This window comes from Streptomyces angustmyceticus (genome assembly GCF_019933235.1).
GTDB classification, from domain to species: domain Bacteria; phylum Actinomycetota; class Actinomycetes; order Streptomycetales; family Streptomycetaceae; genus Streptomyces; species Streptomyces angustmyceticus.
This window is the reverse complement of the sequence record NZ_CP082945.1, coordinates 8,062,135-8,084,941: the sequence shown is the minus strand read 5'-3', so window position 1 is coordinate 8,084,941 and position 22,807 is coordinate 8,062,135. Positions and strand designations below refer to the sequence as shown.

19 protein-coding genes and 1 pseudogene are annotated in these 22,807 nt (G+C 72.4%); 9 read left to right on the top strand and 11 right to left on the bottom strand.

The features are described 5' to 3' along the window. Window positions 1-163: 163 nt before the first annotated feature. Entirely contained in the window at window positions 164-829 is a 666-nt protein-coding gene (dhaL, locus tag K7396_RS35445; protein WP_167392708.1) for a dihydroxyacetone kinase subunit DhaL, read from the bottom strand. Window positions 830-1,222: 393 nt separating this feature from the next. Next, window positions 1,223-1,999 carry an IclR family transcriptional regulator gene (locus tag K7396_RS35440; RefSeq protein ID WP_086716226.1) on the bottom strand — a complete coding sequence of 259 codons (777 nt, stop codon included), beginning with the start codon at window positions 1,997-1,999 and terminating at the stop codon, window positions 1,223-1,225. Window positions 2,000-2,555: 556 nt separating this feature from the next. Here K7396_RS35440 and K7396_RS35435 point away from each other — a divergent pair. The 4 genes from K7396_RS35435 (at window position 2,556) to K7396_RS35420 (ending at window position 6,814) form a co-directional block, all read left to right on the top strand. Continuing rightward, on the top strand, window positions 2,556-3,176 hold the full coding sequence (locus K7396_RS35435) for a hypothetical protein (RefSeq protein ID WP_086716224.1): 621 nt from the start codon (window positions 2,556-2,558) through the stop codon (window positions 3,174-3,176). A gap of 185 nt (window positions 3,177-3,361) precedes the next feature. Continuing rightward, a complete protein-coding gene (locus tag K7396_RS35430) occupies window positions 3,362-4,789 on the top strand; it encodes a carboxylesterase/lipase family protein (protein WP_086716222.1) in 1,428 nt (475 codons plus the stop codon). 87 nt (window positions 4,790-4,876) lie between these two features. Next, window positions 4,877-5,641: a YqjF family protein gene (locus tag K7396_RS35425; protein ID WP_152104921.1), complete on the top strand. Its 765-nt coding sequence runs from the start codon at window positions 4,877-4,879 to the stop codon at window positions 5,639-5,641. A 339-nt stretch (window positions 5,642-5,980) separates the two neighbouring features. After that, entirely contained in the window at window positions 5,981-6,814 is an 834-nt protein-coding gene (locus K7396_RS35420) for a PIG-L family deacetylase (protein ID WP_086721686.1), read from the top strand. A 363-nt stretch (window positions 6,815-7,177) separates the two neighbouring features. Here the strand turns inward: K7396_RS35420 and K7396_RS35415 are convergent, their stop codons facing one another. After that, window positions 7,178-8,476 carry an MFS transporter gene (locus K7396_RS35415; protein ID WP_086721685.1) on the bottom strand — a complete coding sequence of 433 codons (1,299 nt, stop codon included), beginning with the start codon at window positions 8,474-8,476 and terminating at the stop codon, window positions 7,178-7,180. 109 nt (window positions 8,477-8,585) lie between these two features. Here K7396_RS35415 and K7396_RS35410 point away from each other — a divergent pair, with 109 nt between their 5' ends. Both K7396_RS35410 and K7396_RS35405 read left to right on the top strand, forming a co-directional pair. Beyond that, complete coding sequence (locus tag K7396_RS35410) at window positions 8,586-9,038, top strand: winged helix-turn-helix transcriptional regulator (RefSeq protein ID WP_086721684.1); 453 nt, start codon at window positions 8,586-8,588, stop codon at window positions 9,036-9,038. Window positions 9,039-9,204: 166 nt separating this feature from the next. Then, entirely contained in the window at window positions 9,205-9,774 is a 570-nt protein-coding gene (locus K7396_RS35405) for a GNAT family N-acetyltransferase (RefSeq protein ID WP_086721683.1), read from the top strand. Between the two features lie 151 nt (window positions 9,775-9,925). On the opposite strand, the gene K7396_RS35400 is transcribed toward K7396_RS35405, so the two are convergent. Next, window positions 9,926-10,531: a hypothetical protein gene (locus tag K7396_RS35400; protein ID WP_086721682.1), complete on the bottom strand. Its 606-nt coding sequence runs from the start codon at window positions 10,529-10,531 to the stop codon at window positions 9,926-9,928. Window positions 10,532-10,981: 450 nt separating this feature from the next. Here K7396_RS35400 and K7396_RS35395 point away from each other — a divergent pair, with 450 nt between their 5' ends. Then, the gene (locus K7396_RS35395; RefSeq protein ID WP_223660340.1) at window positions 10,982-11,659 is read left to right on the top strand and encodes a DsbA family protein; all 678 of its coding nucleotides are present in this window, start codon (window positions 10,982-10,984) and stop codon (window positions 11,657-11,659) included. 130 nt (window positions 11,660-11,789) lie between these two features. On the opposite strand, the gene K7396_RS35390 is transcribed toward K7396_RS35395, so the two are convergent. Next, complete coding sequence (locus K7396_RS35390) at window positions 11,790-13,559, bottom strand: MOSC and FAD-binding oxidoreductase domain-containing protein (protein WP_086721689.1); 1,770 nt, start codon at window positions 13,557-13,559, stop codon at window positions 11,790-11,792. A 259-nt stretch (window positions 13,560-13,818) separates the two neighbouring features. Between K7396_RS35390 and K7396_RS35385 the strand changes: the two genes are divergently transcribed. Both K7396_RS35385 and K7396_RS35380 read left to right on the top strand, forming a co-directional pair. Next, complete coding sequence (locus K7396_RS35385; RefSeq protein ID WP_086721681.1) at window positions 13,819-14,613, top strand: alpha/beta fold hydrolase; 795 nt, start codon at window positions 13,819-13,821, stop codon at window positions 14,611-14,613. Further along, a complete protein-coding gene (locus K7396_RS35380) occupies window positions 14,610-15,899 on the top strand; it encodes a cytochrome P450 (RefSeq protein ID WP_086721680.1) in 1,290 nt (429 codons plus the stop codon). Before K7396_RS35385 ends, K7396_RS35380 begins: the two co-directional genes overlap by 4 nt. A 60-nt stretch (window positions 15,900-15,959) precedes the next feature. On the opposite strand, the gene K7396_RS35375 is transcribed toward K7396_RS35380, so the two are convergent. From K7396_RS35375 to K7396_RS35350, 6 genes and pseudogenes are all read right to left on the bottom strand, one after another. Beyond that, window positions 15,960-16,538, bottom strand: coding sequence for a dihydrofolate reductase family protein (locus K7396_RS35375; protein WP_086721688.1), 579 nt, complete (start codon window positions 16,536-16,538; stop codon window positions 15,960-15,962). A 38-nt stretch (window positions 16,539-16,576) separates the two neighbouring features. Further along, complete coding sequence (locus tag K7396_RS35370) at window positions 16,577-18,259, bottom strand: ABC transporter ATP-binding protein (RefSeq protein ID WP_152104922.1); 1,683 nt, start codon at window positions 18,257-18,259, stop codon at window positions 16,577-16,579. A 203-nt stretch (window positions 18,260-18,462) separates the two neighbouring features. Further along, window positions 18,463-19,296: pseudogene (locus tag K7396_RS35365) on the bottom strand (ABC transporter permease subunit); the annotation flags it as partial. Next, window positions 19,293-20,246 carry an ABC transporter permease gene (locus K7396_RS35360; protein ID WP_086721087.1) on the bottom strand — a complete coding sequence of 318 codons (954 nt, stop codon included), beginning with the start codon at window positions 20,244-20,246 and terminating at the stop codon, window positions 19,293-19,295. The gene K7396_RS35360 and the pseudogene K7396_RS35365, both read right to left, overlap by 4 nt. Then, the gene (locus K7396_RS35355) at window positions 20,243-21,829 is read right to left on the bottom strand and encodes an ABC transporter substrate-binding protein (protein WP_086721086.1); all 1,587 of its coding nucleotides are present in this window, start codon (window positions 21,827-21,829) and stop codon (window positions 20,243-20,245) included. The genes K7396_RS35360 and K7396_RS35355 overlap by 4 nt, the downstream gene beginning before the upstream one ends. A gap of 72 nt (window positions 21,830-21,901) precedes the next feature. After that, entirely contained in the window at window positions 21,902-22,798 is an 897-nt protein-coding gene (locus K7396_RS35350) for a class I SAM-dependent DNA methyltransferase (protein WP_152104923.1), read from the bottom strand. Window positions 22,799-22,807 lie beyond the last annotated feature (9 nt).

Genomic DNA, 22,807 nt, shown 5'->3' with positions numbered 1-22,807 from the left:
CCGGATGCGCTACGGAAGCGACCCGGAATCCGGCACGGGCGTGGCGTGGCGACGATGCGGGCAAACGGCCGCAGAGCTCCGGCCCGGGTGAAGAATCAAGAGGAGTCGAGTAGTCATCAGAGGCCGTGCGGGCAGTCGGCCAGGGCGGCGGAAGTCCCGCAGGTCACAAACGGTTGCCTGGGCCGGGCTCTGCCGCCTCGGCTTCCGCCGCCTCGGCAAGGGCACGGAAGACATAGGTGGTCGAGGTGGCGCCCGGGTCCTGGTGGCCGATGCTGCGCAGTCCCAGATACGACGCGCGGCCCTTCCTGGCCTGCATCGGCACGGTGGCCCGCATACCGGCTTCGGCCGCGTCGGCCGCGGCACGTGCGGCCGTGCGGAAGTCGGCGCCGGACTGCGCCGCGTCACGGAAGGCCGCGACGGCGGGCGCGTACGCGTCGATCATGGTCTTGTCGCCGGGCTCCGCCGCCCCCAGTTGCTGGAGCTTGTCGAGCGCCGCGGCGAGCCCCGCCGCGAACCGCGGGGTGTCGACCTCCGCTTCGGTATCGAGGGCCTCGCCGAGGGCCCGGAAAGCACTGCCGAACAGGGGACCGGAGGCGCCGCCGACCACGGACATCAGGGTCTTTCCCGCCGCCACGAGGATCTCGTCGACCGAGGCGGCGGGCCGTGACGCGTCGTCGAGGACGGCGCGCACCGCGCCGAAACCACGGGCCATGTTGGCCCCGTGGTCGCCGTCCCCGATGGCCGAATCCAGTGTGGTGAGGTGGTCCTGGTTCCGGCTCATGGCCGAGGCGATGTTCTGCACCCAGTCACGGGTGAGCGAAACATCCACCGGTACTCCTTCGGTTGGTACTCCAACAAGGCTGTGCAACCAAGGGTGTTGACGGGAGTGACGCACGACGGGGGTGCGCGGCGGGAACGTACCCGACGCCGGGCACGAAGCCGGGTGCTCGGGTAACTTGACGGGCTTCCTCGCTGACTTCCGCATGGCAGGCGCTCCCTTCACTCCCCCGTGATCGCAGCCTTGAACGGTAGGTCGGGTCACCGGCAGTTTCCGAAAGCTGTTCGGCATTGCCGAATGACCACAGGAAGCAAAACCCACCGACCCCGGCCCCGTCAAGGACTTCTTGCCCAGAGGGTCGGCAGGCGGCAGATCTTGTCGAATCCACCAGTGACACAGCGGAGTTGACGAAGGTTCACTCACATCGGGAGGCCCCGAGGGGAGTCAGCTGCTGGCGCGCAGACCCGCGTCACGTGGCGCGCCGAGATCCCGCGACAGGCTGCGGGCGACTTCGCGCACCGCGATGGCACACTCCTGACGTGCGCTGTCGGCGAGCAGTCGCTCGACCGGGCCCACCAGGCCGAGGCCGCCCACGACTTCGCCGGAGCGGTCGAAGACGGGGGCCGCGATGCCGGCGTCCCCCAAGGTCAGCTCCTGGTCGTCCAGCGCGTAACCGGTCTCACGCACCCGGTCCAACTGCGCCACGAGCCGTGCGGGATCGTCGATGCTGGCACCGGTGACCCGGAGCAGCTCGCCCGCCAGCAGTTCCGCGCGGCGTTCGGAGGGCAGGAAGGCCGCGATGGCCTTGCCCAGGGCGCAGGTGTTCCAGGGCAGACTGGCCCCCGTCTCCAGCACCTGCACCGAACCGCCGGGACGGAACGCATGGTGGACGACGAGGATGTGACGGTCCGTGAAGACCCCGACCCACACGGCGGCACCGGTCTGGGTGGCCAGCAGATCGGCCCAGGTCACCGCGCGGGTGCGCAGTTCGTGCGAGTCCAGGTAGGCGTTGCCGAGGACCACCAGTCCGGGGCCCAATTGGTACTTGCCGGTCTCGCGGTCCTGGACGACCATCCCCTCCGCCTCCAGGGTGCGGAGCAGGGCGTGCACGGTGGGCTTGGCGACACCGATGCGGTCGGCCAGTTCCGTCACGCCCAGTCGCGGTGTCGCCGTGGCGAGCTCCCGGAGAACGTGCATCGCCCTGTGCACCGCCTGGACCATGGAAGCAACTCCCTGTTCGGTATTGATGAACGGCGTTCCGACTCGTAGGCTTTTCGTTCATGGCACCGTTGGTTGGCATCGTACTTGTGTCGCACCGTGCGGAGATCGCCCTCGGCGTGAAGTCGCTGGTCGAGCAGTGGGTTGCGGACAGGTCGGCGTCACCACGGCCGGCGGCACCGACGACGACCGTTCGGGAACGAGGTACTCCGACATCCTCGCCCCAAGTGGTGCCGTAAGCAGGGAAGATCAGAAACCCCTCGGTCACCGCCCGACCGGACTGAGGTAGGTGGCCGGGTGGGTGCGCCGTCCGGCCTGAGGGACTGGCCGCCGAACGGCCACTTCAGAGGGAAGTAGTCGTGCGTGGACACCGCAGGTCGGGCTCCCCTCGCATCGGCCTGGCGTACCGTCCCTCCTTCCGCCGGGCGGCGGAGGCGCACCGGCCTGTGGTCTGACGTGGTGATGCGGGTGCGGGCGGCACCGTGGTGAGTGGCCGGGAGGTTCCCGGCCGACGGGCCCGATGACGGTCCGCTCGACGCCCTTCCCGTTGGAGGAAGCCATGCTCCGCACCCCCGTCCGGCGCCGCTCTTTTCTCGTCACCGCCACGACCCTCGTCGTCGGCGCGGCGACCGCACTCGCCCTGGGCACCATGGGCGCGGCCACCGCGGCCGGGGCCACTGCCGGAGCCCCCGCCGAGGCCGGGGCACATACCGCCCGGCGCACCGTCGACGAACCGCTGCTCAAGGGGTCGGCGAAGCTCAAGCGTCAGCCGGGCGACAACGTCCACTTCGCCTTTGACGCGCATGGGTTCGGCGAGAAGGCGCGCGGCACCTTCTACGCCAGCCATCACGTCGGCAAGCAGTGGGGCGGCTACTTCAAGGGCCGTATCGACTGTCTGGTGACCGGCGGTCCGGTGGCCGTCGCCACCGGGATCGTGGAGGAGTCGCATTTCCAGAGCGCGCCGGGCATGCCGGAGATCGGTGATCTGAAGGGCAAGCGGTTCGGCTTCACCGTGCTGGACGACGGCAAGAGGGACCGGCTGGGCTACAGCTGGGCCATGGACGGTCTGCCGGAGAACAGCGTCGGCGCATGTTTGGGTTCCGCTCCGTTCGAGACCCTGGAGAAGGGCGATTTCACGGTTCACCACTGGATGCCGCCGCGCGGGATCGTCAAGGACTGAGCAGCCCCCTCGCCCCCACCCGGCGCGCCGGTTCCGAGCGAGGCGTATGAGGCCGGCCGGCATCCCCATCCATAGAATCGGGCCGGCCTGTCGTGGCCGGGAGGCCCGTCTTGGCCCAGGAGGGCTGGCTTGGCCGAAGAGGCTCGTCTTGGTTGAGGAGGCCCGTCTTGGTTGAGGAGGGCTGGATGAATCCGGTGGTGGTGACGTCCGCGGGGAAGGTGCGCGGGGCCGGCCGGGACGGGATCTCGTGCTTCCGGGGGATCCCTTTCGCCGCGCCGCCCGAGGCTCCGCTGAGGTTCCGGCCCCCCACTGCGCCTGCGGCGTGGGACGGAGTCCGCGACGCTCTCGCCTTTGGGGCCGCGCCCCCGCAGTCGGCCCCGGCGCCCGGCGCCCCGGCCATGTGGCGGCCGGGCGACGGGCTGGACTGTCTGACGGTGAACGTGTGGACCCCGGACCCCGGTGCGGCCGGCTTGCCGGTCATGGTGTGGATCTACAGGGGCCTGTGGAAGCACGGCTCGGCGAGCATGCCCCACTACGACGCCGGCACGCTCGCCGGCTCCGGGGTCGTCGTGGTGACCTTCAACTACCGGGTCGGCTTTGAAGGGTTCGGGCACCTGCCCGGCGTGCCGGACAACCGTGGGCTGCACGACCAGATCGCCGCCCTCCAATGGGTGCGGGACAACATCGGCGCGTTCGGCGGCGACAGCGGCAACGTGACCGTGTTCGGACAGTCCGCCGGCGCCGCCTCCGCCGCCCTGCTCATGGCCGCGCCCGCGGCGCGGGGCCTGTTCCGGCGGGCGATCGCCCAGAGCATCCCGGCGGGGGTCCGCACCCACACCGAGGCAGAGACGATCACTGCCACGATCGCGCGGGCCGCCGGTGTCCCGGCGACGTGGGACGGGCTGGCCGGCCTGCCGCCCGAGGCGCTTCTGGCGCTCCAGGACGCCCCGCTGCGGACTCGCGAGGACGGGTTCAGCGCTTTCGGCCCCGTCATCGACGGCGACCTGGTGACCGGGCAGCCCTGGGCCGCCCTCGACACCGGCGCGGGCCGCGACGTCGACCTGATCTGCGGCTTCACCCACGAGGAGTACCGGGGCCAGGGCCCGGCCCCCGCGACGGGAGTCGACCTGGAGCTGGTCGCCGAGGCGGTCGGCCTGGGCAAGGAGGCGGCCCCCGCCTACCGCCGGGCCCACCCCGGGCTCACCGACACCGACCTGTTCACGGTCGTGCTGTCCGACGCCCTCGTACGGATGCCGACCACCCGGGTCGCCCGGGCCCACGCCCGCGCGGGCGGCCGCACCTGGCTGTACGACTTCACCTGGCACGGCCCCACTCTGGGCGCCGCCCACGGCATCGACGTCCCGTTCACCTTCGGCAACGCCACCAGCCGCTTTGCCGCCCGCTTTCTGGGTGCACCGCCGCCCGCCGACTTCGCCGGCCTGTCCGGCCGGCTGCGCGCTGCCTGGACCTCGTTCGCCGCGGCCGGCGACCCGGGCTGGCCGCGCTTCACCCTGGAAGAGCCGACCACCAGAGTGTGGAACCTCCCACCCTCCGACACCCTCTACCCGCTGGAAGCCTCCCGGCAGATCTGGGAAGGCGACGCCCCCGCATAGCGGCTTCCGCCGACCCGTCGGGACTGCCTCGCAGCCGCCGAAGGGTCTCTGGCGACGACGGTCGCAGAGGTGTGCGAGGCTGACCCGATGTCGCTCTCCCCTGCCCCCGCGGAGCCGATAACACCCGATCCGGCGCGCGAGGTTCCGGACACGCTGCTCACCCAGTCCTGGCTCGACCTGTCGTTCCTGCACTGGGCCGCCGACCCCGCGGACGTGGCGCCGCTGCTGCCGGCCGGGACCGTGCCGGACACCCATGACGGGCTCACCTACATCGGCCTGGTGGCGTTCCGGATGCACCGGGTGGGCTGGTGGAGGATGCCGGGCATCCCGTACCTCGGCACCTTTCCGGAGACCAACGTGCGGCTCTACTCCGTGGACCGGCACGGCCGGCGCGGCGTGGTGTTCCTCTCGCTGGAGGCCTCGCGGCTGCTGCCGGTGGCCGTCGCCCGCAGCGCCTTCCGGATGCCCTACGTGTGGGCCGGGATGGCGATCCACCGTGACGCGGACACCATCAGCTACACCAGCAGCCGACGCTGGCCAGGGCCGCGCGGGGCACGCTGCCGGATCGCGGTGCGCATCGGCGAGCGGATCGAGGAGCCGACCGCCCTCGAACACTTCCTGACCGCCCGCTGGGGCATGCACAACGCCTTCTTCGGACGGCCGGTGTATCTGCCCAACACCCACCCGCGCTGGCCGCTGCATCGGGCCGATCTCCTGCACTGCGAGGACGAGTTGGTGACCGCCGCCGGGCTGCCGTCGCCGGCCGGCCCTCCGGTGAGCGTGCTGTACTCCCCCGGCGTGCCGGTCCGCTTCGGCCGCCCGGCCCGCCCGGGCGGCCTGCCCACCCCCTGAGCCCGCGCGGCGCGGCGGTCGGACGTGGACCGTCGGGCGTGGGCCGTCGGACGTGCGCCGGAAGCGTGGTGGCACGGTCGTCAAAGGCTTCGGGGTGGCCATGTCCGTTTCCCGGGGCGGGTGCTCAGTGCCGTACGCGGCGGCCGCCCCTCTGCCGCCAGGCCCGTAGCCGCGACCCGCTGGGAATCACCGTCACGCCGGCGCTGTTGCATCGACCGAGGGACCGGCGACGCTCGGCGCGAACAAGATCATTCGCCCCGAAAGGATCCGGAGCCCCGGGATCGCGGTACACCCGCCGCGCGCTCTGACCAGGAAGCATTTCCGCAGGAGGACTTGTTCATGACTGACCGGCCCTTGACGCTCATGGCGGTGCATGCCCACCCCGACGACGAGGCCACCGGAACCGGAGGGGTCCTCGCGCGGTACGCGGCGGAGGGCATCCGCACGGTTCTCGTGACGTGTACCGACGGCGGGTGCGGTGACGGGCCAGGGGGTGCCAAGCCGGGCGACCCCGAGCACGATCCCGCGGCCGTCGCCTCGATGCGTCGCCAAGAACTGGAGGCGAGCTGCGAAGCCCTCAAGATCAGCGATCTGGAAATGCTGGACTATGCCGACTCCGGGATGATGGGCTGGCCGAGCAACGACGCCCCTGGTTCCTTCTGGCAGACCCCCGTGGAGGAAAGCGCCGCCCGACTCGCGGAGCTCATGCGGCACTACCGCCCCGATGTCGTCGTCACCTACGACGAGAACGGCTTCTACGGCCACCCCGACCACATCCAGGCCCACCGCATCACGATGGCGGCGCTGGAGATGGCCTCGCTGACACCGAAGGTGTACTGGACGACGATGCCCCGCTCGGGGATGCAGCGGTTCGGGGAGATCATGCGCGAGCTCGATGCGGACATGCCGGAGCCGGATCCCGCCGAGGCCGCCGCGATGGCCGAGATCGGCCTGCCCGACGATGAGATCACCACGTGGGTGGACACCACCGCGTTCAGCGGCCAGAAGTTCGACGCCCTGGCCGCACACGCCAGCCAGGGCGAGAACATCTTCTTCCTCAAGATGGGCAAGGAGAGGTTCGGCGAGTTGATGGGCATGGAGACCTTCCTGCGTGTCCAGGACCCCACCGGCGCGGCCGTACCCGAGAACGATCTCTTCGCCGGACTGCGCTGACCCGATCGTCCGACCGCCCGACCGGGCTCGGGACCCGGAAACGGTGAGCCGCACGATCGTGACGTTGAGCGCCTGCACGAGGGTCGCGCTCAGCAGCACCGGCCAGCAGGAACCGACCATCGGTCAGTCGCCGGTCCCGGACCCTGCCGAGCGGCGAGCGGGCCGTGGCTGCCCGGAAGTGAGCGGACGGTGAACGGCTCGTCCGGCATGACCCGGTCCCAGACCCAGGGCACCGTCGGGAAGCCCCGTACCCGACCGACCGGTCACCCGCCGCGTAGCCTCGGGGCGGGTGACCGGTCGGGGTGGTGGCGTGCGCGCTGTGCCGTCCGGAGCGCGGGCTTCGGCGGCGAGAACGCGCAGGCTTCACTCAGCGGTCAACTTGGCTGCTGGGTCTGGGGTGTTGTGCCGAGTGAAGGTCCACAGGGCGAGCCCGAGGGAGCTGAACGCGGCACCGAGTGCGCATACGGCACCCCAGCTGGCCACCGTGTAGAGGGAGGTCGCGGCGAGGGCGCCGGTGGCGCTGCCGATCGCGTAGAAGACCATGTAGCCGCCGATCAGCCTGCTGCCCGCTTCGGGGTGCAGGGCGTAGATCAGGGCCTGGTTGGTGACATGGACCGCCTGCACGGCGAGGTCGAGCAGGAGCACCCCGAGGGCCAGGGCCCACAGCGAGCTGCGGGTGAAGGCCAGGGGCAGCCACGAAGCGGTGAGCAGGGTCAGGGCGATGCCGGTGGTGGGGCGGGAGAGTCCGCGGTCGTTCAGGCGGCCCGCCGCGGTCGCGGCCAGCGCGCCGGCGACACCGATCAGTCCCAGCGCACCGATCGCGCTGTGCGGCAGGAGGTAAGGGGCCTCGCTGAGCGGCAGTGCGACGCTGCTCCACAGAGTGCTGAAGGCAGCGAAGATCAGCAGACCGAACAGGGCCCGGAGCCGCAGTAGTTGTTCCCGCGCGAACAGGGTGATCGTGGAGCGCAGCAGCTGTCCGTAACGCAGGGGTGCCGGCGGAGCGGCACCGTGACGCGGCAGTACTCGGTGCAGAACCAGGGCGAGGAGAGCGGTGAGGGACGCCGAGGCGAGGTAGACGGCGCGCCAGCCCGCGAGGTCGGCCACGAGGCCGGAGGCCGTGCGGGCGAGCAGGATGCCGATCACCACGCCGCTGGTGACCTGACCCACGATCCGTCCACGCCCGGCGGGCGGGGCCAGTGAGGCCGCGAAGGCCACCAGCGTCTGCGTGACGACCGCGAGAAGCCCCGTCGCGGCCATGCCCGCGAGCAGGAGCGCAGCGGAGTGAGCGACGGCCACCACGCCCAGCGCTGCCACCAGGAGCAGCAACTGGGCCACGATGAGCCGTCTGCGGTCGGTCGTGTCGCCCAGCGGTACGAGGAAGAAGAGTCCCAGTCCGTATCCGATGTGCGTGAGGGTGACCACGCTGCCGACGAGAGCCGGGCTCATGGCGAGATCGCGTCCGATGGTGACGAGGAGCGGCTGGGAGAAGTACACGTTGGCCACCGCCGCTCCACAGGCGAAGGCGAACAGGATGACGACGCCACGGGACAGGGCAGAAGCGGAGGCTTCCCCGCGTCGGGGCCCGGTGCGGGGCGGGCGGCACCCGTGACGTGGCACCGCCTCATCTGTGCCGGGACCGTGGCCTGGTCGGTTGTCGTGCATCGGCGGTTCCCCCTGAATCTGGTTTCATCTTGCTACCAAAGGCGACGAGGGTGACCGTAGGGCTTTTGGTAGCATGTTGCAACCGCTTGAGGGATGAGGGTGAGGCACCATGGTGACCAGGACGCGTTTCGACGGCAGCGAATGTCCCGTCGCCCGGTCGGTGGACGCGATCGGCGACTGGTGGTCCCTGCTGATCGTGCGGGACGCCTTCGACGGAAGCCGTCGCTTCGGCGAGTTCCAGCGCAGCCTCGGCGTCGCGAAGAACATCCTCACCGCACGCCTGCGCAGCCTGGTCGCCGGCGGCGTCCTCGAATCCGTCCCCGCCTCGGACGGCAGCGCCTACCGGGAGTACGTACTGACGTCGAAGGGCGAGGCGCTCTTCCCCGTCATCGTGGCACTGCGGCAGTGGGGCGAACAGCACTTCTTCGCCCCCGGTGAAGCGCACTCCCAGCTGGTCGACCGCCGCCAGGGGCATCGCCTCCGCGCGCTTGAGGTGCTGGCCGAGGACGGACGGCGGCTGGACCCCGACGACACCACCGTCCAGAAGGTCTCCTCCCAGTGAGCTGAGCCGCGGACCAGACCGATTGAGACGGGACAGCAGCACACGCCGGCATCCGCCGGAGACGCGAACCAGCGATGGCCTCACCTGTTGCCGACGATGCGGTGGGCTGCACCGGCGCTGCCCGAAACGCGATCCAGGCCGGTCGGACTGGTCATAGGTTCATGCCATGACGACCGTTGACACAATGAACTACGAGTTCCGCACTGCCCGGCCCGAGGACACCGAGGCGATCGATGCACTCGATGGATCCTTCACCACCCGCACCATCTTCCACGTGGCCGTCACCGAAGGCGGGTTCGTCCTCCAGGAAATCCCGGTGGACCCGCCCATCCACAAAGTCTTCCCGGCGGAGGACACCGACGACGGCAACAGCCCCGCGGCCGGGGAAGACCCGAACAGCCGTACCTTCGTCGCCATCGGCGCTGACGGTGGTCTGGCGGGCTTCGCCGCTGTCTCCTACGCTCCGTGGAACGGGCGGCTGACCATCGAGGACATCGAAGTCGCTCCGGCCCACCGTGGCCAGGGCGTCGGCCGTGCCCTGGTGGGCCACGCCGCCGAGTTTGCCCGTGAGCGCGGTGCCAGGCACATCTGGCTGGAGGTCACCAACATCAACGCCCCAGCGATCCACGCCTACCGGCGCATGGGATTCAGCTTCTGCGGACTGGACATGGCGCTCTACGACGGCACACCCTCATCGGGCGAGCAAGCCCTGTACATGAGCAGGTCTTGTCTCTGAGCCGGCAGCAGGCCGGTGACAGCGGGGGCCGATACGCCGCCCGCGCCCGACGGCCACTTCAACAACGGCGCGGGCCGGCCGTTCGTCTGCGGGTCAGGTGCGGATCGCGCTGCGGTCGAGGTCTGCGTCGAGGTTCCTTTCGGGGCGGTGATCAGCTGTAGGGGCTCCAGCCGCCGAAGCGGGCCATCAGCTTGCGGGCAGCGTTCTCGTCCAGGCCGAGGGCCGCGGCGGCCCGTTCGGCTGTCGTGTCCTGCCGAGCCTCATGGGCCGGCCAGTACCCGACCCGCGCGGCGGCCACCTCCAGCCGGCGGGCGGCCCGTACAGCCGCCAGCGAGGAGGTCTTCGCCAGCTTCTCGATCTCCTCCTGCAACTGGTCCAGCAAGGCGGTGACCGTCTCCGGGAAGGGGATGGCCGACTGCTCGACGTCTGCGGTGTGGGTGTCCCAGTCCTCCAGGCAGGTGTCCGCCGTACCGTGAGCCACCTCCACCAGCTCCTCCTCGCCGATCACGTCCCAGTCCAGGCGATGTTCCGGGCCGCTCCAGCCGCAGGAGCACACCGCGCGCAGTGCCGGCGCCCGCGGCCCGTGCGCGACCTGACCGTCGTAGACACTCCACTGCGACACCGACTGACCGCCCGCGCCAGAGCCCGTATCGAAGTAGACGGCGCCCGGGACGGTGCCGTCGGCCAGGAGCACGCCGACCGCACCCTCGTGAGAAGAACCGAACTCCTCCGTCGTCCACGTCTCCCGCTCACCCATGACAGCCCTCCATCCGCTCCGCCCACGTCCTTGGCGCCCCGACCGGGCCCGTAGACGACAATGGCGCAACGTCGACGGGCCCACTACCGGATTCACCGAACGAGCACGAAGCCAATACCCAAACGGGGTTGACCAGCCCGCAGGCCCCCGTGCGCCGCATGCCCCGGCGGCCAGGAGGTCAGAGCGGATGGAGCCGCGCGCGACATGCCGGACGGCTGTGAGCTCCCCCTTTGGCACACTCGCACGAATGACCGGAACAGCGATCGTGCGAAGCGGTTGCTGCTGCTCACCATCCGGCGGCGCGAACGGCAGGACGGCCGAGCCCGTCGAGGGAAGTAATGAAGGGCACGTACTTTGTCCGCTGCGGGGATAGATGAACAGAACAGCAAGGCGAATCGGACGGGTGCCGGTGCGCCGCGGAGGAACTGGCGCCTCTACGGGGTGGTAGCCGTGGGCCTCGCTGTGGTCTGCGGGGCGGCTGGAGCGGTCGGCCAGCTCGCGCGCGCTCACGAGGCGACCGCGGTGGAGGCGCCGGAGCACGCGGTGGGGCCGGCCGGCGGAACCAAGTTCGACCTGCCGGTCCGGCCGACCGTGCCGGTGACGCTCACCGTGTACGAGGACCCGCGCAGTCCGCAGTCCCGTGCCTTCGCCCAGCGCTACGCGGCCACGCTCTCCCACCTCCTCGCGTCCGGCCAGCTCCAGGTCAACTACCGCCTGGTCACGCAGAGCGACAAGCAGTACGGCGGGAGCGGCGCGCAGGAAGCGGCTGCCGCGGCCGCCTGCGCTCAGGACCAGGGGCGCTTCACCGCCTTCATGGACCAGGTGTGGCAGCACCAGCCGGCGCCCGCCGACGACGCGTTCAAGGACCGGAACCTGCTGTCGGACCTCGCGAAGAAGGCCGGGAAGATCAATCAGGACACGTTCCAGCTGTGCGTCGACCGCGGCCAGCGCAAGGGCTGGGTGGCACAGTCGCAGTCCGACTTCGCCTCCGCCGGCCTGGGCGAGCCCCCGGTCGTCCAGCTCAACGGCCGCCCCCTGCCCGTCCCCACCAGCCGGCTGACGCCCGGCAAGCTGACCTCCCTGGTGAACAAGGAAGCACAGCACGTCGCCGCGGCCGCCGCTCCTTGATCAGCCATAGCCTCCGCGGAGGCAGCGGGCAATTGTCGTCGTGGTCGCTCGAGCCGATGTAGTCGGGGCGACGGCGCGGCCCCGCGGTCACGGCCCCCAGCCCAGCGGCCGGCCCGTCACAGGTCACAGTTCACAGGTCGAGCACCACGTCGCCGCGGGGCCGTGAGCAGCAGATCAGGGCGTTGCCCCCGGCGGGCGGTCCGACGGGGTCGGGGGCGTAGTCCACGCGTCCGCCCAGGAGTCCGGTCTCGCAGGTGTGGCACACGCCGGTACGGCACGACCAGCGCACGGGCACGTCGCAGTCCTCGGCCAGTTCCAGGAGCGTGCGGTACTCCGGTTTCCAGGGGACGGTCAGGCCGCTGCGGGCGAACGACACCGCGGGCCCCGTTCCGGGGGCTCCGGCGGGCGGATGCGGTGGGCGGGCCGCGGTCGCGGCGATGCCGGGGGTGAGCGCGGGCCCGGCGCCGAAGACCTCCGTGTGGATCTGCCCGGGGCCCAGGCCGGCCGCCGTGAGGGCTTCGGTGAGGTCGTTCATGAAGGCGGTGGGGCCGCAGAGGTAGGCGTCGGCGTCGGTGGGGAGGCCGACGCGGGTGAGGAGCGCGGCGGACAGGTGCCCGGTGTCGGTGTAGTCGGTGCCGTGCCGGTCCTCGGGCCGGGGCCGGCTGTAGCAGATGCGGACGTGACTGTGGGGCAGTTGTGCCAGCAGGCGCCTGCTCTCCGCCGCGAACGCATGGTCGTCGCCGTTGCGCGCCCCGTGCAGCCACCACACCTGGCGCGTCGTCCGGGAGTCCGCGAGCGCGCGCAGCATGGCCTCGACCGGTGTGACGCCCACCCCTGCCGAGGCGAGGATCACGGGGGTCCGTCCGGGGGCGAGGGTGAAGGTGCCGCGGGGCGCGGCGGCCTGCAGGTGCCGGCCGGCCCGGACCCGGGTGTGGATACGGGTGCTGGCGGCGCCGTGCGACTCCCGTTTGACGCTGATGCGGTACTGGTCGCCGCCCGGCTGACCGGACAGGGAGTAGCTGCGCACCAGCTCCGGTCCGTCCACTCCGGCGTCCAGGCGCACGGTGAGGTACTGGCCGGGTGCCGCGGCGGGCAGGGGCGTGCCGTCGGGGTCGGCGAGCCAGAGGGAGATCACGCTGCGGCTCTCCCGCGCGACCCGGGCCACGGTGAGGGGACGGAACCCGTCCCATGCCGGCCCGGCGCCGGCGTTCTCGGCATGCAGGCCGGCGTTGCCGGTGGTGCCCGCGGGGCCGTGCGCCGCCTGCTCCAGCAGGGCCTGGAAGGAGCCCTGCCACCCCGGGCTCAGGGCGTCGATGCGCAGTGCCCGTTCGAGGCGGTCGCGAGGGTGCTCGGGCAGGTACAGCAGGCCGTCCACCTCGGTGACGGTCATCCGGCCCGGCCCTGTGGCGATCTTGATGATGTCCTGTCCTGCCGCCACCTCCCCCTCCGCGATGACCCGGAAGTAGAAGCCCGGCCGGCGGTGGGACACCAGGAGGGCGGGCATCCGGGGGTCGTCCATCCGCAGGCCGACGCGGTAACAGGTCACCCGGGGCTGGGTGACCTCGAAGACCGCGTCCCCGATCCGGTAGCGGTCGCCGATGCACACCTCGTCGTCGGCGAGCCCCTCGACCGTGAAGTTCTCGCCGAACTGGCCGAGGACGAAGTCGTCGCGCCCCAGCTCGTGCTGCCAGTAGCGGTAGGAGTCGAGCTGGTAGACCATCACCGCGCGCATCTCGCCGCCGTGCCCGGCCAGATCGCCCTGTCCGTCGCCGTCGATGTTGAGCCGCCGTACCGTCCGGGGGCCGGTGACCGGGCTCTTCCAGATGCCCGTGCGGACCGTACGCCCGCGCCAGGAGACGTCCTTGGGGAGACCCACGTTGACGGAGACCAGCCTGGCCACGGCGTCCACCTCATGCGCTGACGGCCCCCACCTGTCCTGCCGATCGTAACCACGGCGCGGCGCCGGGCGCGCGGTCGGTCATCCGCGCCGGTGGGGCGCGGCGGAAGGCGTCCCCCCGGAGCGGTGCCTGCCGGCGGGAACACCTGCTCGGGCGGGGCGTGCCGGGGCCGGGGCGCCCTTGCGGGGCGGGGAGGTTATGGCCACTGTGGTCGGACGTGGCCGTTGGCCGTCGGCAAGTTCGTCACACACTGGAGTGCGCGTGACTTCCTTCGTACTGCCTCATGCCCTGCACGGCCGGGGATCGCACAAGGTGATCGCCGTTCACGGCTGGTTCGCCGACCGGTCCGCCTTCGACCCGCTCCTGCCGGACCTGGACCAGGAAGCGTTCCAGTACGCGCTGGTGGATCTGCGGGGGTACGGCGAGGCCAGGGACGCGGCCGGCGCGTACACCTCGGGCGAGGGCGCGGCCGATGTGCTGGCGCTCGCCGACCTGCTGGGCTGGGACCGGTTCTCGGTGGTCGGCCATTCGATGGGTGCCAGTGTCGTCCAGCGGGTGCTGGCCGCGGCCCCGCTGCGGGTGCGCAGGCTCGTGGGTATCTCGCCGGTCCCCGCCTCCGGGCTGCCGCTGCCGCCCGAGCAGTGGGAGCTGTTCTCCTCGGCCGCGCACACGCCGGAGAACCGACGGGCCATCATCGACCTCACCACCGGCGGGCGGCGCCCGGCCGCCTGGCTGGACCGGATGGTGCGGCGCTCGTTGCGGTGCAGCGACGCGAAGGCGTTCCGGGCCTGGCTGGATTCCTGGTCCGGGGAGACGTTCGCCGCCGAGGTCGAGGGGGCGGCGGTGCCCGCGCTGGCCGTCACCGGGGCGCTGGATCCCGCGCTGACCGCCGAACTGGCGCGGGCGACGTGGATGCGGTGGTACGCCAACAGCGAGCTGGTCGAGATCGGCTCGGCGGGGCACTACGCCATGGACGAAACACCGCTGGAGCTGATCCGGGCCGTGGAGGACTTCCTGCGCGCCGACGGCGACGGCGACGGACCCGGCGCCGGATGACCGCGCCCGTGGGGAGTGCCGCCCGGCCGGACGTCCCGGACGTCTTCGACCCCCGCGGTTACGCGGACGGTCTGCCGCACGCGGCGTACCGGCTGTTGCGCGACCGGCACCCGGTGGCCTGGCAGGAGGAGCACGAGGTGCTCGGCTGGCCCGCCGGCCCCGGTTTCTGGGCGGTCACCCGGCACGAGGACGTCGTACGGGTCCTCAAGGACGCGGGCACCTTCTCCTCCCGCCTGGGCGCCACCCAGATCCGCGATCCCGACCCGGCCGATCTGCCGTTCATCCGCCGCATGATGCTCAATCAGGACCCCCCGGACCACGGGCGGCTGCGGCGCCTGGTCAGCCGTGCCTTCACCCCGCGCCGCGTCGAGCGGTTCGGGACGGCGGTACGCGAACGGGCCCGTGGCCTGCTGACCGCGGCCGTCGACGCCGCACGGGCGGGGAACGGGGTGCGTGACCTGGTCACCGACGTCACGGACGACTTCACCCTGCTCAACCTCGCCGATCTGCTCGGTGTGCCGCCCACCGAGCGCGGGCTGCTGCTGGACTGGACCCGGCGCGTCATCGGGTATCAGGACCCGGACGAGTCGGGCCCGGCCGCACCGGGTCCGGACGGCCGGCCCGCCGACCCGCGCTCCCCGGCGATGCTGCAGGACATGTTCGCCTTCGCGCGCGAACTGGCCGCTCACAAGCGACGGCATCCGGGCGACGACGTGATGACCGTCCTGGCCTCGGACGACGAACTGGCCACGTCCGAGCTGGAGATGTTCTTCTTCCTGCTGACCATCGCGGGCAACGACACCGTACGCAGCGCGGCACCCGGCGGCCTGCTGGCGCTGGCACAGCACCCCGAGACCTACCACGGGCTGCGTACCGGCGCGGTGGGGACGGCGGCGTGCGCGGAGGAACTGCTGCGCTGGCATGCGCCGGTGCTCAGCTTCCGCCGGACCGCCGTGCGCGACACCGAGCTGGCCGGGCAGCGGATCCGCGCCGGCGAGAAGGTGGTCGTCTTCCACGGCTCGGCGAACTACGACGAGCGCGCCTTCCCCGCCCCGCACCGGCTGGACCCGGCCCGCTCCCCCAACCCCCACGTCTCGTTCGGCGACGGACCGCACGTCTGCCTGGGCGCACACCTCGCCCGGCTGCAGCTACGGGTGCTGTACGAGGAGACGAGCGGACTCCTGCCGGCCCTGACACTCGCCGGGCGGCCACGGCGCCTGGTGTCGAACTTCATCAACGGGCTGAAGTCGCTGCCCTTGCGGCTGGTGGATGAGGAGCACGGGTAGGCCGATTCGTTCGGAGTGCGTCAACCTTCCTGCGGCCGCACGCTGAGCTTGCACGGCGGGTCAGCCGCGCTGGGCGTAGGTCATGATCGTGACGCCGCTGTCGAAGACCTGGCCCGTGACTGCGTGGTAGCGCTGCGGCGAGTAGGCGGAGTCGAAGAGCGGGACACCCGAGCCGATCACGACCGGGTTGATCTTGACGATGAGTTCGTCGATCTCGTCCCGGAGCGAGGCGGCGAGTTTGCCGCCACCGCAGAGCCAGATGTCCAGCCCCTCTTCCTTCTTCCGTGCGCGTACGAACTCCAGGGGGTCCCCGGAGACGAGTTCCACCGCGGGGTCCGGGACGCTTGCCAGACCCCTGGATATGACGTGCTGGCGCAGATGGCCGTACGGGCTGGTGACACCGTCGCGCAGACCGCGCTCATAGGTGCCGCGGCCCATCAGCACCGTGTCGAAACGCCGGTTCTCGGTCTCGGAGAGCCCCGGGACGAGGTGCCGATAGGCCGTGGGGACCGTCTCCGGCATGCGCTCCAGCACCCATGCACCATGGTCTTCCCCCTCGGCGAACATCGTGTGTTCGGAGTCGGGGGAGGCGATGAACCCGTCCACCGTCGAGGCGACGAAGTACGTGAGCTTGCGCATGCGGTGGTCCTTCGCGATGTTGATCAAGGAGAGTTTGATCAAACATATCGGCAGTCCTCGTGTACGAGCGGATGATCCGGACGATCCGGATGGCCGGCCCTGGACGCGGCGTTCGGATCGGGTGCGGGTCGCAGCAGTGCGGTGGTGAGGGAGTGCCGGGGCGCGGTGAGGAGTTGGGGGGTCGGGCCCTGTTCGACGAGGTGGCCCCGGTCGAGTACGGCGGTGTGGGTGGCCAGGGCCGCGGTGTCGGGGTCGTGGGTGATCAGAAGCAGGGACAGGTCCGGGTGGGTCCGCTGGAGGCCGGTGAGGACGGTGCGCAGGGTCCGGCGCGCCACGGTGTCCAGGCCGGAGGTGATCTCGTCGCAGATCAGGACCCTGGGGCGGGCCAGCAGTGCGCGGGCCAGGGCGGCGCGCTGGAGTTCGCCGCCGGAGAGCTCCGCGGGCCTGCGGCGTACGAGGCCGCCGTCCAGGCCGAGGGCGCTCAGGGTGCGCTCGGCGTCGGCCAGTGCTTCGGGGGCGGGGACCCGGCGCAGCCGTACGGCGCTGCGGCTCACCTGGTCGAGGACCGGGCGGTGTTCGTCGAAGGCGGCGCGGGCGTCCTGGAAGACGTACTGCACCGCCGCCAGTTGTGCGCGGGTGCGGTCACGGAGGCTGCGGGGCAACGCGGCCCCGTCGAGCAGGACTTCTCCGTCGTAGGTCCGGTGGAGGCCGGCCAGGCAGCGGGCGAGGGTCGTCTTGCCGCTGCCCGAGCGGCCGACGAGGGCCGAGCAGCCCGGTGGGAGGGAGAGATCGGCGGGGTGCAGGACGGTGGTCCTGCCGTGGCGGGCGGTGAGGGCCCGCACGTGGAGGACGGGGTTCGGGGCGGCGGGGGTCGTTTCGGGGGCGGTGGCTTGGCGGGGGGCGGTGGCGTCCGTATCCGTGGCTGTGTCCGTGGCTGTCTGCGTCGCTGCGTCCGCGTCGTTGGCCGATTCCATGGCCGTGTCCGTGGCGGTGGTGTAGGCGAACAGGGCGCGGGTCCAAGGGTGTTGTGGGGAGCGCTGGAGCCTATCCGGCGGGCCGGACTCCACGATGCGGCCGGCGCGCAGGACGTGGACGTCGTCGGCCAGGGCACGGACCACGTCGAGGTCGTGGCTCAGGAGCAGGATCGCGCGGCCCTGGCGGGCCAGGGCGGCCAGTTGGCGGGCGATCTGCTGCTTGGTCAGTGCGTCCTGTCCGGTGGTCGGTTCGTCCGCGACGAGGGTGGTGGCGCCGGTCAGGAGGGCCTGGGCGAGGACGAGGCGCTGCTGCTGGCCGCCGGAGAGCTGGTGGGGGTAGCGGCGCAACAGGGATTCGCCGTCGGGGATCCGGGCCTGGTCGAGCGCGCGCAGTACGCGTTGCCGGACGGCGGCGCGGCGGGCGCGGCGGGGCAGGTGGCGGACCTGGGTGCGGGCGATGTCCTGGAGGAGGGCGGATATCCGCCGGGCGGGGTTGAGGACGGTGGCGGGGTGCTGCGGTACGTAGCCGATGAGGCCGTCGGGGACGCTCACCCGGCCGGTCACCACGGCGCCGGGCGGATACTCGCCGAGCAGGGCGCGTCCGGTGGTGGTCTTGCCGCTGCCGGAGGCGCCGATCAGGGCGGTGATCCTGCCGGGCGGCACCCGGAGACTCACGCCGTCGACGAGGGCCCGGCCGTCGATCTCGATGCGGAGGTCTCGGACGTGGGCGGCGTCGGTGGCGTTCATGGGCTGCTCTTCTCGGTACGCCCCGTCCCGGGGGCCGCCGTGGCGTCGTCGGTGGCGGGCAGGTGGTCGGGACGCGGGGCAGACAGGTGGTCAAGGCGCGGGCCGGGCAGATGGTCGGCCCGTGATGCAGGGTGCGAGGGCCCTGACGCGTGGTCCGGTCGTGGTGATCGGTCCGGTCGGTCCGAACCTGGTGGTCGGTCCGGCCGCGCTGCCCGGTCCGCCCGGCCCCGTCGCCGGGCGCCGCCGCTGCCGAGTGCGGCGTCGCACAGCAGGTTGGTGCCCATGGTCAGGGCCATGATCAAGGCGGCGGGCAGCGCGACGGCCCAGGGCTGGACGAACATGCCGGTCCGGTTGCGGTCGACCATCACCGCCCAGTCGGCGGCGTCCGGTGCGGCGCCGACGCCGAGGAACGCGGCCGTGGCCACCAGGTAGAGCACGCCGGTCAGCCGCACCCCGGCGTCGGCGGCGAGGGTGCGCAGGGCCGAACGGCCGGCGTAGCCGACGGCGATCCGCCACCAGGTCTCGCCCTGCATCCGCAGCGCCTCGACCGCGGGCGAGGCGGCCGCCTCCGCGACGGCGGCCCGGACGGTGCGGGCGGCGTCGGGGATGCTGACCAGCGCCACCAGGAGCGCGAGCCCGCCGGCGCCGGGCGTCAGGACCGCCGCCACCAGCAGGACGACCAGCAGCGAGGGCACGGCGAGCAGGACGTCCAGGGGGCGCATCAACAGCTCTTCCAGCCACCGGCGGTGGGTCAGCGCGCCGGCCAGGCCGAGGGGCAGCGCCGCCGCGTAGGCCAGTGCCGTCGCCGCGAGCGCGGTCAGGATCACGGGGCGGCCACCGAGCAGCACCTGCCGCCAGACGTCCCGGCCGACGAAGTCGGTGCCGGCCCAGTGGCCGCCGCCGGTGGTGAAGGACGCGGCGCGCGGCCCCGGCTCCCCCGCGCACAGCGGCCCGAGCAGGGCGAGCAGCAGCGGTACGGCGAGGAGCAGCAGGGCGAGGGTGAAGCGCCGGCGTCGGCCGGTCGGCCGCGGGGTCATGCCGCCTCCCCTGTCCGGGGCACGAAGCGGTGGGTGACCAGGTCGGCGCCCAGGTTGAGGACGACGGCGGTGCAGCCGAAGACGACGGCCAGGCCCTGGAGGACGGGGATGTCGCGTTCCGTCACGGCGTTCATCAGGACGGTGCCGAGTCCGGGGATCACGAAGAGGGCCTCCACGACGATGACGCCGCACAGCAGCCAGTCGACGGTGCGGGCGAGTTGCTGGGCGGCGGGCCCCAGGGCGTGCGGCAGGGCGTGCGCGTAACGGATGCGCGTGCCGGGAACGCCGTAGCGGCGGGCGTGGGCGACGTACGGCGAGGCCAGCGCGTCGATCATGCCGGCGCGGACCAGGCGCGTCAGGGAGCACACCGGCCGGGCCAGCAGGACCAGGACGGGCAGCACCAGCGCCGCGGGGTGGGCGAGCAGGTCGTCGCCGTAGCCGACGGCGGTCGGGGGCAGCCAGCCCAGGCGCAGCGCGAGGACGGCGACCAGCAGCACGCCGAGGACGAACTCCGGTACGGCGTACAGGGCCAGGGTGACCGCGCTGATGAGCCTGTCCGGGAGCCGTCCTTCGTGGCGGGCGGCCAGCACGCCGAGGCCGCCGGCGGCCGGCACCAGCAGGACGAGGGTGAGCGCGGCGAGCAGCAGGGTCGGCCCGAAGCCGGCGGCGAGGTAGGAGGTGACCGGGCGGCCGGAGGTCAGCGAGGTGCCGAGGTCCCCGTGCAGCAGCCCTGCCGCCCACTCCCCCAGGCGGACCGGGGCGGGCCGGTCGAGGTGCAGGGTCTCGCGGAGGGCGGCGATCCGTCCGGGGTCGGGCTGGTCTCCGGCGAGGGCCACCGCGGCGTCGCCGGGCAGCGCCTCGGTGAGGGCGAAGACCAGCAGGACGACCGCGACGGTCTGCCCGGCGCCGAGCAGCAGCCGGCGCACCAGCCATGACCGCAGGCCGGTCACGCGAGCCACACCTTGTCGAAGCGGGCCCAGTCGAGCGTGTTCGCGGGCGCCCGGTGCGCCACCCCGCGGACGGTGCGGGCGGTGCCCAGGATCCAGTCGGCGAAGCCCCAGACCAGGAAGCCGCCCTCGGCGTGCAGCCGGCGCTGCATGCGCGCGTAGACGGCGGCCCGGTCCTGCGTGTTCCTGGTGGACTGGGCCTGCTGGTAGAGCGCGTCGAAGTCCTTGTGCCGCCACTGGGTGGCGTTGGTGGTGGAGGCGGTCAGCAGCCGCTGGGAGAAGTGCGACTCGATGGGCATCGCGCCGGAGCGGTAGCAGCACAGCGTTCCGGAGTCGAGGGTGTCCTGCCAGTAGCTGTCCTTGCCGCCCATCGCCACCTTCACCCGCACTCCGGCCTTGGCGGCCTGGTCGCGGAAGATGGCGGCGGCCTCCGTGAAGCCGGCCGCGACGGCGGAGGTGTCGAGGGTGACCCGGAGTCCCTCCGCGCCGGCCTGCTTGAGCAGGTGGCGGGCCCGGTCCAGGTCGGGTTCGCGCTGCGGCAGGCCGTCCGCGTAGTACTCGTAGCCCTTGCCGAACAGGTCGTTGCCGATCTCCCCGGCGCCGGACAGCGCGCCGTCGACGAGTTCCTTGCGGTCGGCGAGGAGGAAGAACGCCTCGCGCACCCGCTTGTCGTCGAACGGGGGGCGGTCGGTCTTCATCGCGAACGACTGCATGGCGCTGTTGCGCAGCCGTACGATCTCGATCTGGCCCCTGCCCTCGTGTGCGCGGGCCGTCGTCGGCGTCAGCTCGTGGGCGTAGTCGACCTGGCCGCCCAGCAGCGAGTCGAGGCGCGCGGACTCCTCGTTGGCGACCAGGAACTCCAGCTCGTCCAGGTGGGGCGCGCCGTCCCAGTAGGCGTCGTTGCGCCGGAAGAGGGCCGAGCGGCCCGGCGTGAAGGAGACGAAGCGGAAGGGGCCGCTGCCGACCGGCTCGTGGTCGAAGTCCTGTGCGCCGTCGGGGACGATGTAGGCGCCGAACGCGGCCAGCAGGTTGGGGAATTCGGCGGTCGGCCGCTTCAGCGCGAACTCGACGGTCCGCTGGTCGGGAGCCCGGCTCGCGGCGAGGTCGAGGGGCTCCAGCGAGGCCCTGGCGCGGAACGCCTGGTGGGGGTCGGCGATGCGGCGGTAGCTGTAGAGGACGTCGCGGGCGGTGACCGGCTTGCCGTTGTGGAAGGACGCCTTGCGCAGTCGCACCGTCCAGCGGTCCAGTCGGTCGTTCGGCTCCCAGGACGCGGCGAGGCGCGGCTCGGCGGCGAGGTCGGCCCCGAAGTCGGCGAGCTTGTCGAAGAGGGCCTTGGCGCGGGCCGCGTCGGCGAAGAGGCTTGCCCGGTGCGGATCGAGGGTCTCGCTCGCGCCGCCCCCGGCGAACGCGGCGCGCAGCTTCCCGCCGCGGCGGGGCGTGCCGCCACCGCCGGCGGTTGCGCCGGCGGGGCCGGTGCATCCGGTGAGCGCCAGGGCGCCGAGTCCGGCCGCACCACCGGCCGCGGCGAGGAAGCCGCGGCGGCGCAGGCCGGGAGAGCGGGGATTGTCGAGGGGGCCGTCGTACATGGCGGTGTCCTTGCTGGGTGCGGAGGCGGGGCGGGGCGAGGGGGCGGCGGGCGGGGCGTCAGCCGGGGTCGGTCAGCCGGGATCGGTCAGCCGGGCGACGAGGTGGAGCCGGTCCTGGTCGGCGGTCTCTCCCGGGCCGAGGCCCTCCTGCCAGGCCGGTTCGGTCCGCGGGCCCGGCCCGTCGTGGAGGGCGAGGGTCTCGAAGCCGTGCGTGGCGAGGAGGTGGCGGATTTCCTGGGGGAAGAGCAGCCGCCAGGCGGAGCGCTGTTCGTACGGCGGGGTGCCGTCGTCGGCGGTCCACCGGCGGGTGCGGCGCAGGAGCTGGGCGGCGCGGTCGAGGGAGAGGGTGGTGGTGGAGGTGTGGGTGGTGCCCCGCCAGGTGAAGCCGTTGACGGCCGGGGTGTCGAGCAGGTCGGTGCGGCCGAGGAAGTAGGCGCCGTTGCGCATCTCGGCCACGAGCAGTCCGCCGGGGGCGAGGCTGCGCCGGCAGGAGGCCAGGAAGCCGTCGAGTTCGGCGTTGGTGTGGCAGTAGAGCAGGGCGCTGTCCAGGCAGACGACGGCGTCGAAGGGCTCCGTGCGGAGGTCGAAGCCGCGCAGGTCGGCGCGGACGTGCTCCGGCCCCGGGTGGTGGGTACGGGCGTACGCGAGCATCGCGTCGGAGAGGTCGGCCGCGACGACGGTACGGCCCGCCGCGTGCAGGTGGGCGGCGTCGCGTCCGGTGCCGCAGCCGATGTCCAGGACGCGGGGTCCCGCCCCGTGGCGTCGCAGGCAGTCCTCGGCCCAGCGGCCGGCCAGACGGTCGTCGTCGGGGAAGCGGGCCTCGTAGAGCGCGGGGTTGTCGGTCAGCAGGTTTTCGTGGCGCGGCGGGGGGACTTCGTGGCGCGGCCGGGATGCGTCATGGCGCGGCCGGGCTTCTGCGTTTCGCGGCCGGGCCGCTCCGTCGTCGGTGGCGGCGGCTTCGTGGTTCATCCGGGGGTC

Bases quoted from the DNA above. Each gene is read 5' to 3' on its own strand.
- K7396_RS35440 (WP_086716226.1), bottom strand. From the start codon at position 1,999: ATGGTCCAGGCGGTGCACAGGGCGATGCACGTTCTCCGGGAGCTCGCC.
- K7396_RS35435 (WP_086716224.1), top strand. From the start codon at position 2,556: ATGCTCCGCACCCCCGTCCGGCGCCGCTCTTTTCTCGTCACCGCCACG.
- K7396_RS35430 (WP_086716222.1), top strand. From the start codon at position 3,362: ATGAATCCGGTGGTGGTGACGTCCGCGGGGAAGGTGCGCGGGGCCGGC.
- K7396_RS35425 (WP_152104921.1), top strand. From the start codon at position 4,877: ATGTCGCTCTCCCCTGCCCCCGCGGAGCCGATAACACCCGATCCGGCG.
- K7396_RS35420 (WP_086721686.1), top strand. From the start codon at position 5,981: ATGACTGACCGGCCCTTGACGCTCATGGCGGTGCATGCCCACCCCGAC.
- K7396_RS35415 (WP_086721685.1), bottom strand. From the start codon at position 8,476: ATGCACGACAACCGACCAGGCCACGGTCCCGGCACAGATGAGGCGGTG.
- K7396_RS35410 (WP_086721684.1), top strand. From the start codon at position 8,586: ATGGTGACCAGGACGCGTTTCGACGGCAGCGAATGTCCCGTCGCCCGG.
- K7396_RS35405 (WP_086721683.1), top strand. From the start codon at position 9,205: ATGACGACCGTTGACACAATGAACTACGAGTTCCGCACTGCCCGGCCC.
- K7396_RS35400 (WP_086721682.1), bottom strand. From the start codon at position 10,531: ATGGGTGAGCGGGAGACGTGGACGACGGAGGAGTTCGGTTCTTCTCAC.
- K7396_RS35380 (WP_086721680.1), top strand. From the start codon at position 14,610: ATGACCGCGCCCGTGGGGAGTGCCGCCCGGCCGGACGTCCCGGACGTC.
- K7396_RS35375 (WP_086721688.1), bottom strand. From the start codon at position 16,538: ATGCGCAAGCTCACGTACTTCGTCGCCTCGACGGTGGACGGGTTCATC.
- K7396_RS35370 (WP_152104922.1), bottom strand. From the start codon at position 18,259: ATGAACGCCACCGACGCCGCCCACGTCCGAGACCTCCGCATCGAGATC.
- K7396_RS35355 (WP_086721086.1), bottom strand. From the start codon at position 21,829: ATGTACGACGGCCCCCTCGACAATCCCCGCTCTCCCGGCCTGCGCCGC.
- K7396_RS35350 (WP_152104923.1), bottom strand. From the start codon at position 22,798: ATGAACCACGAAGCCGCCGCCACCGACGACGGAGCGGCCCGGCCGCGA.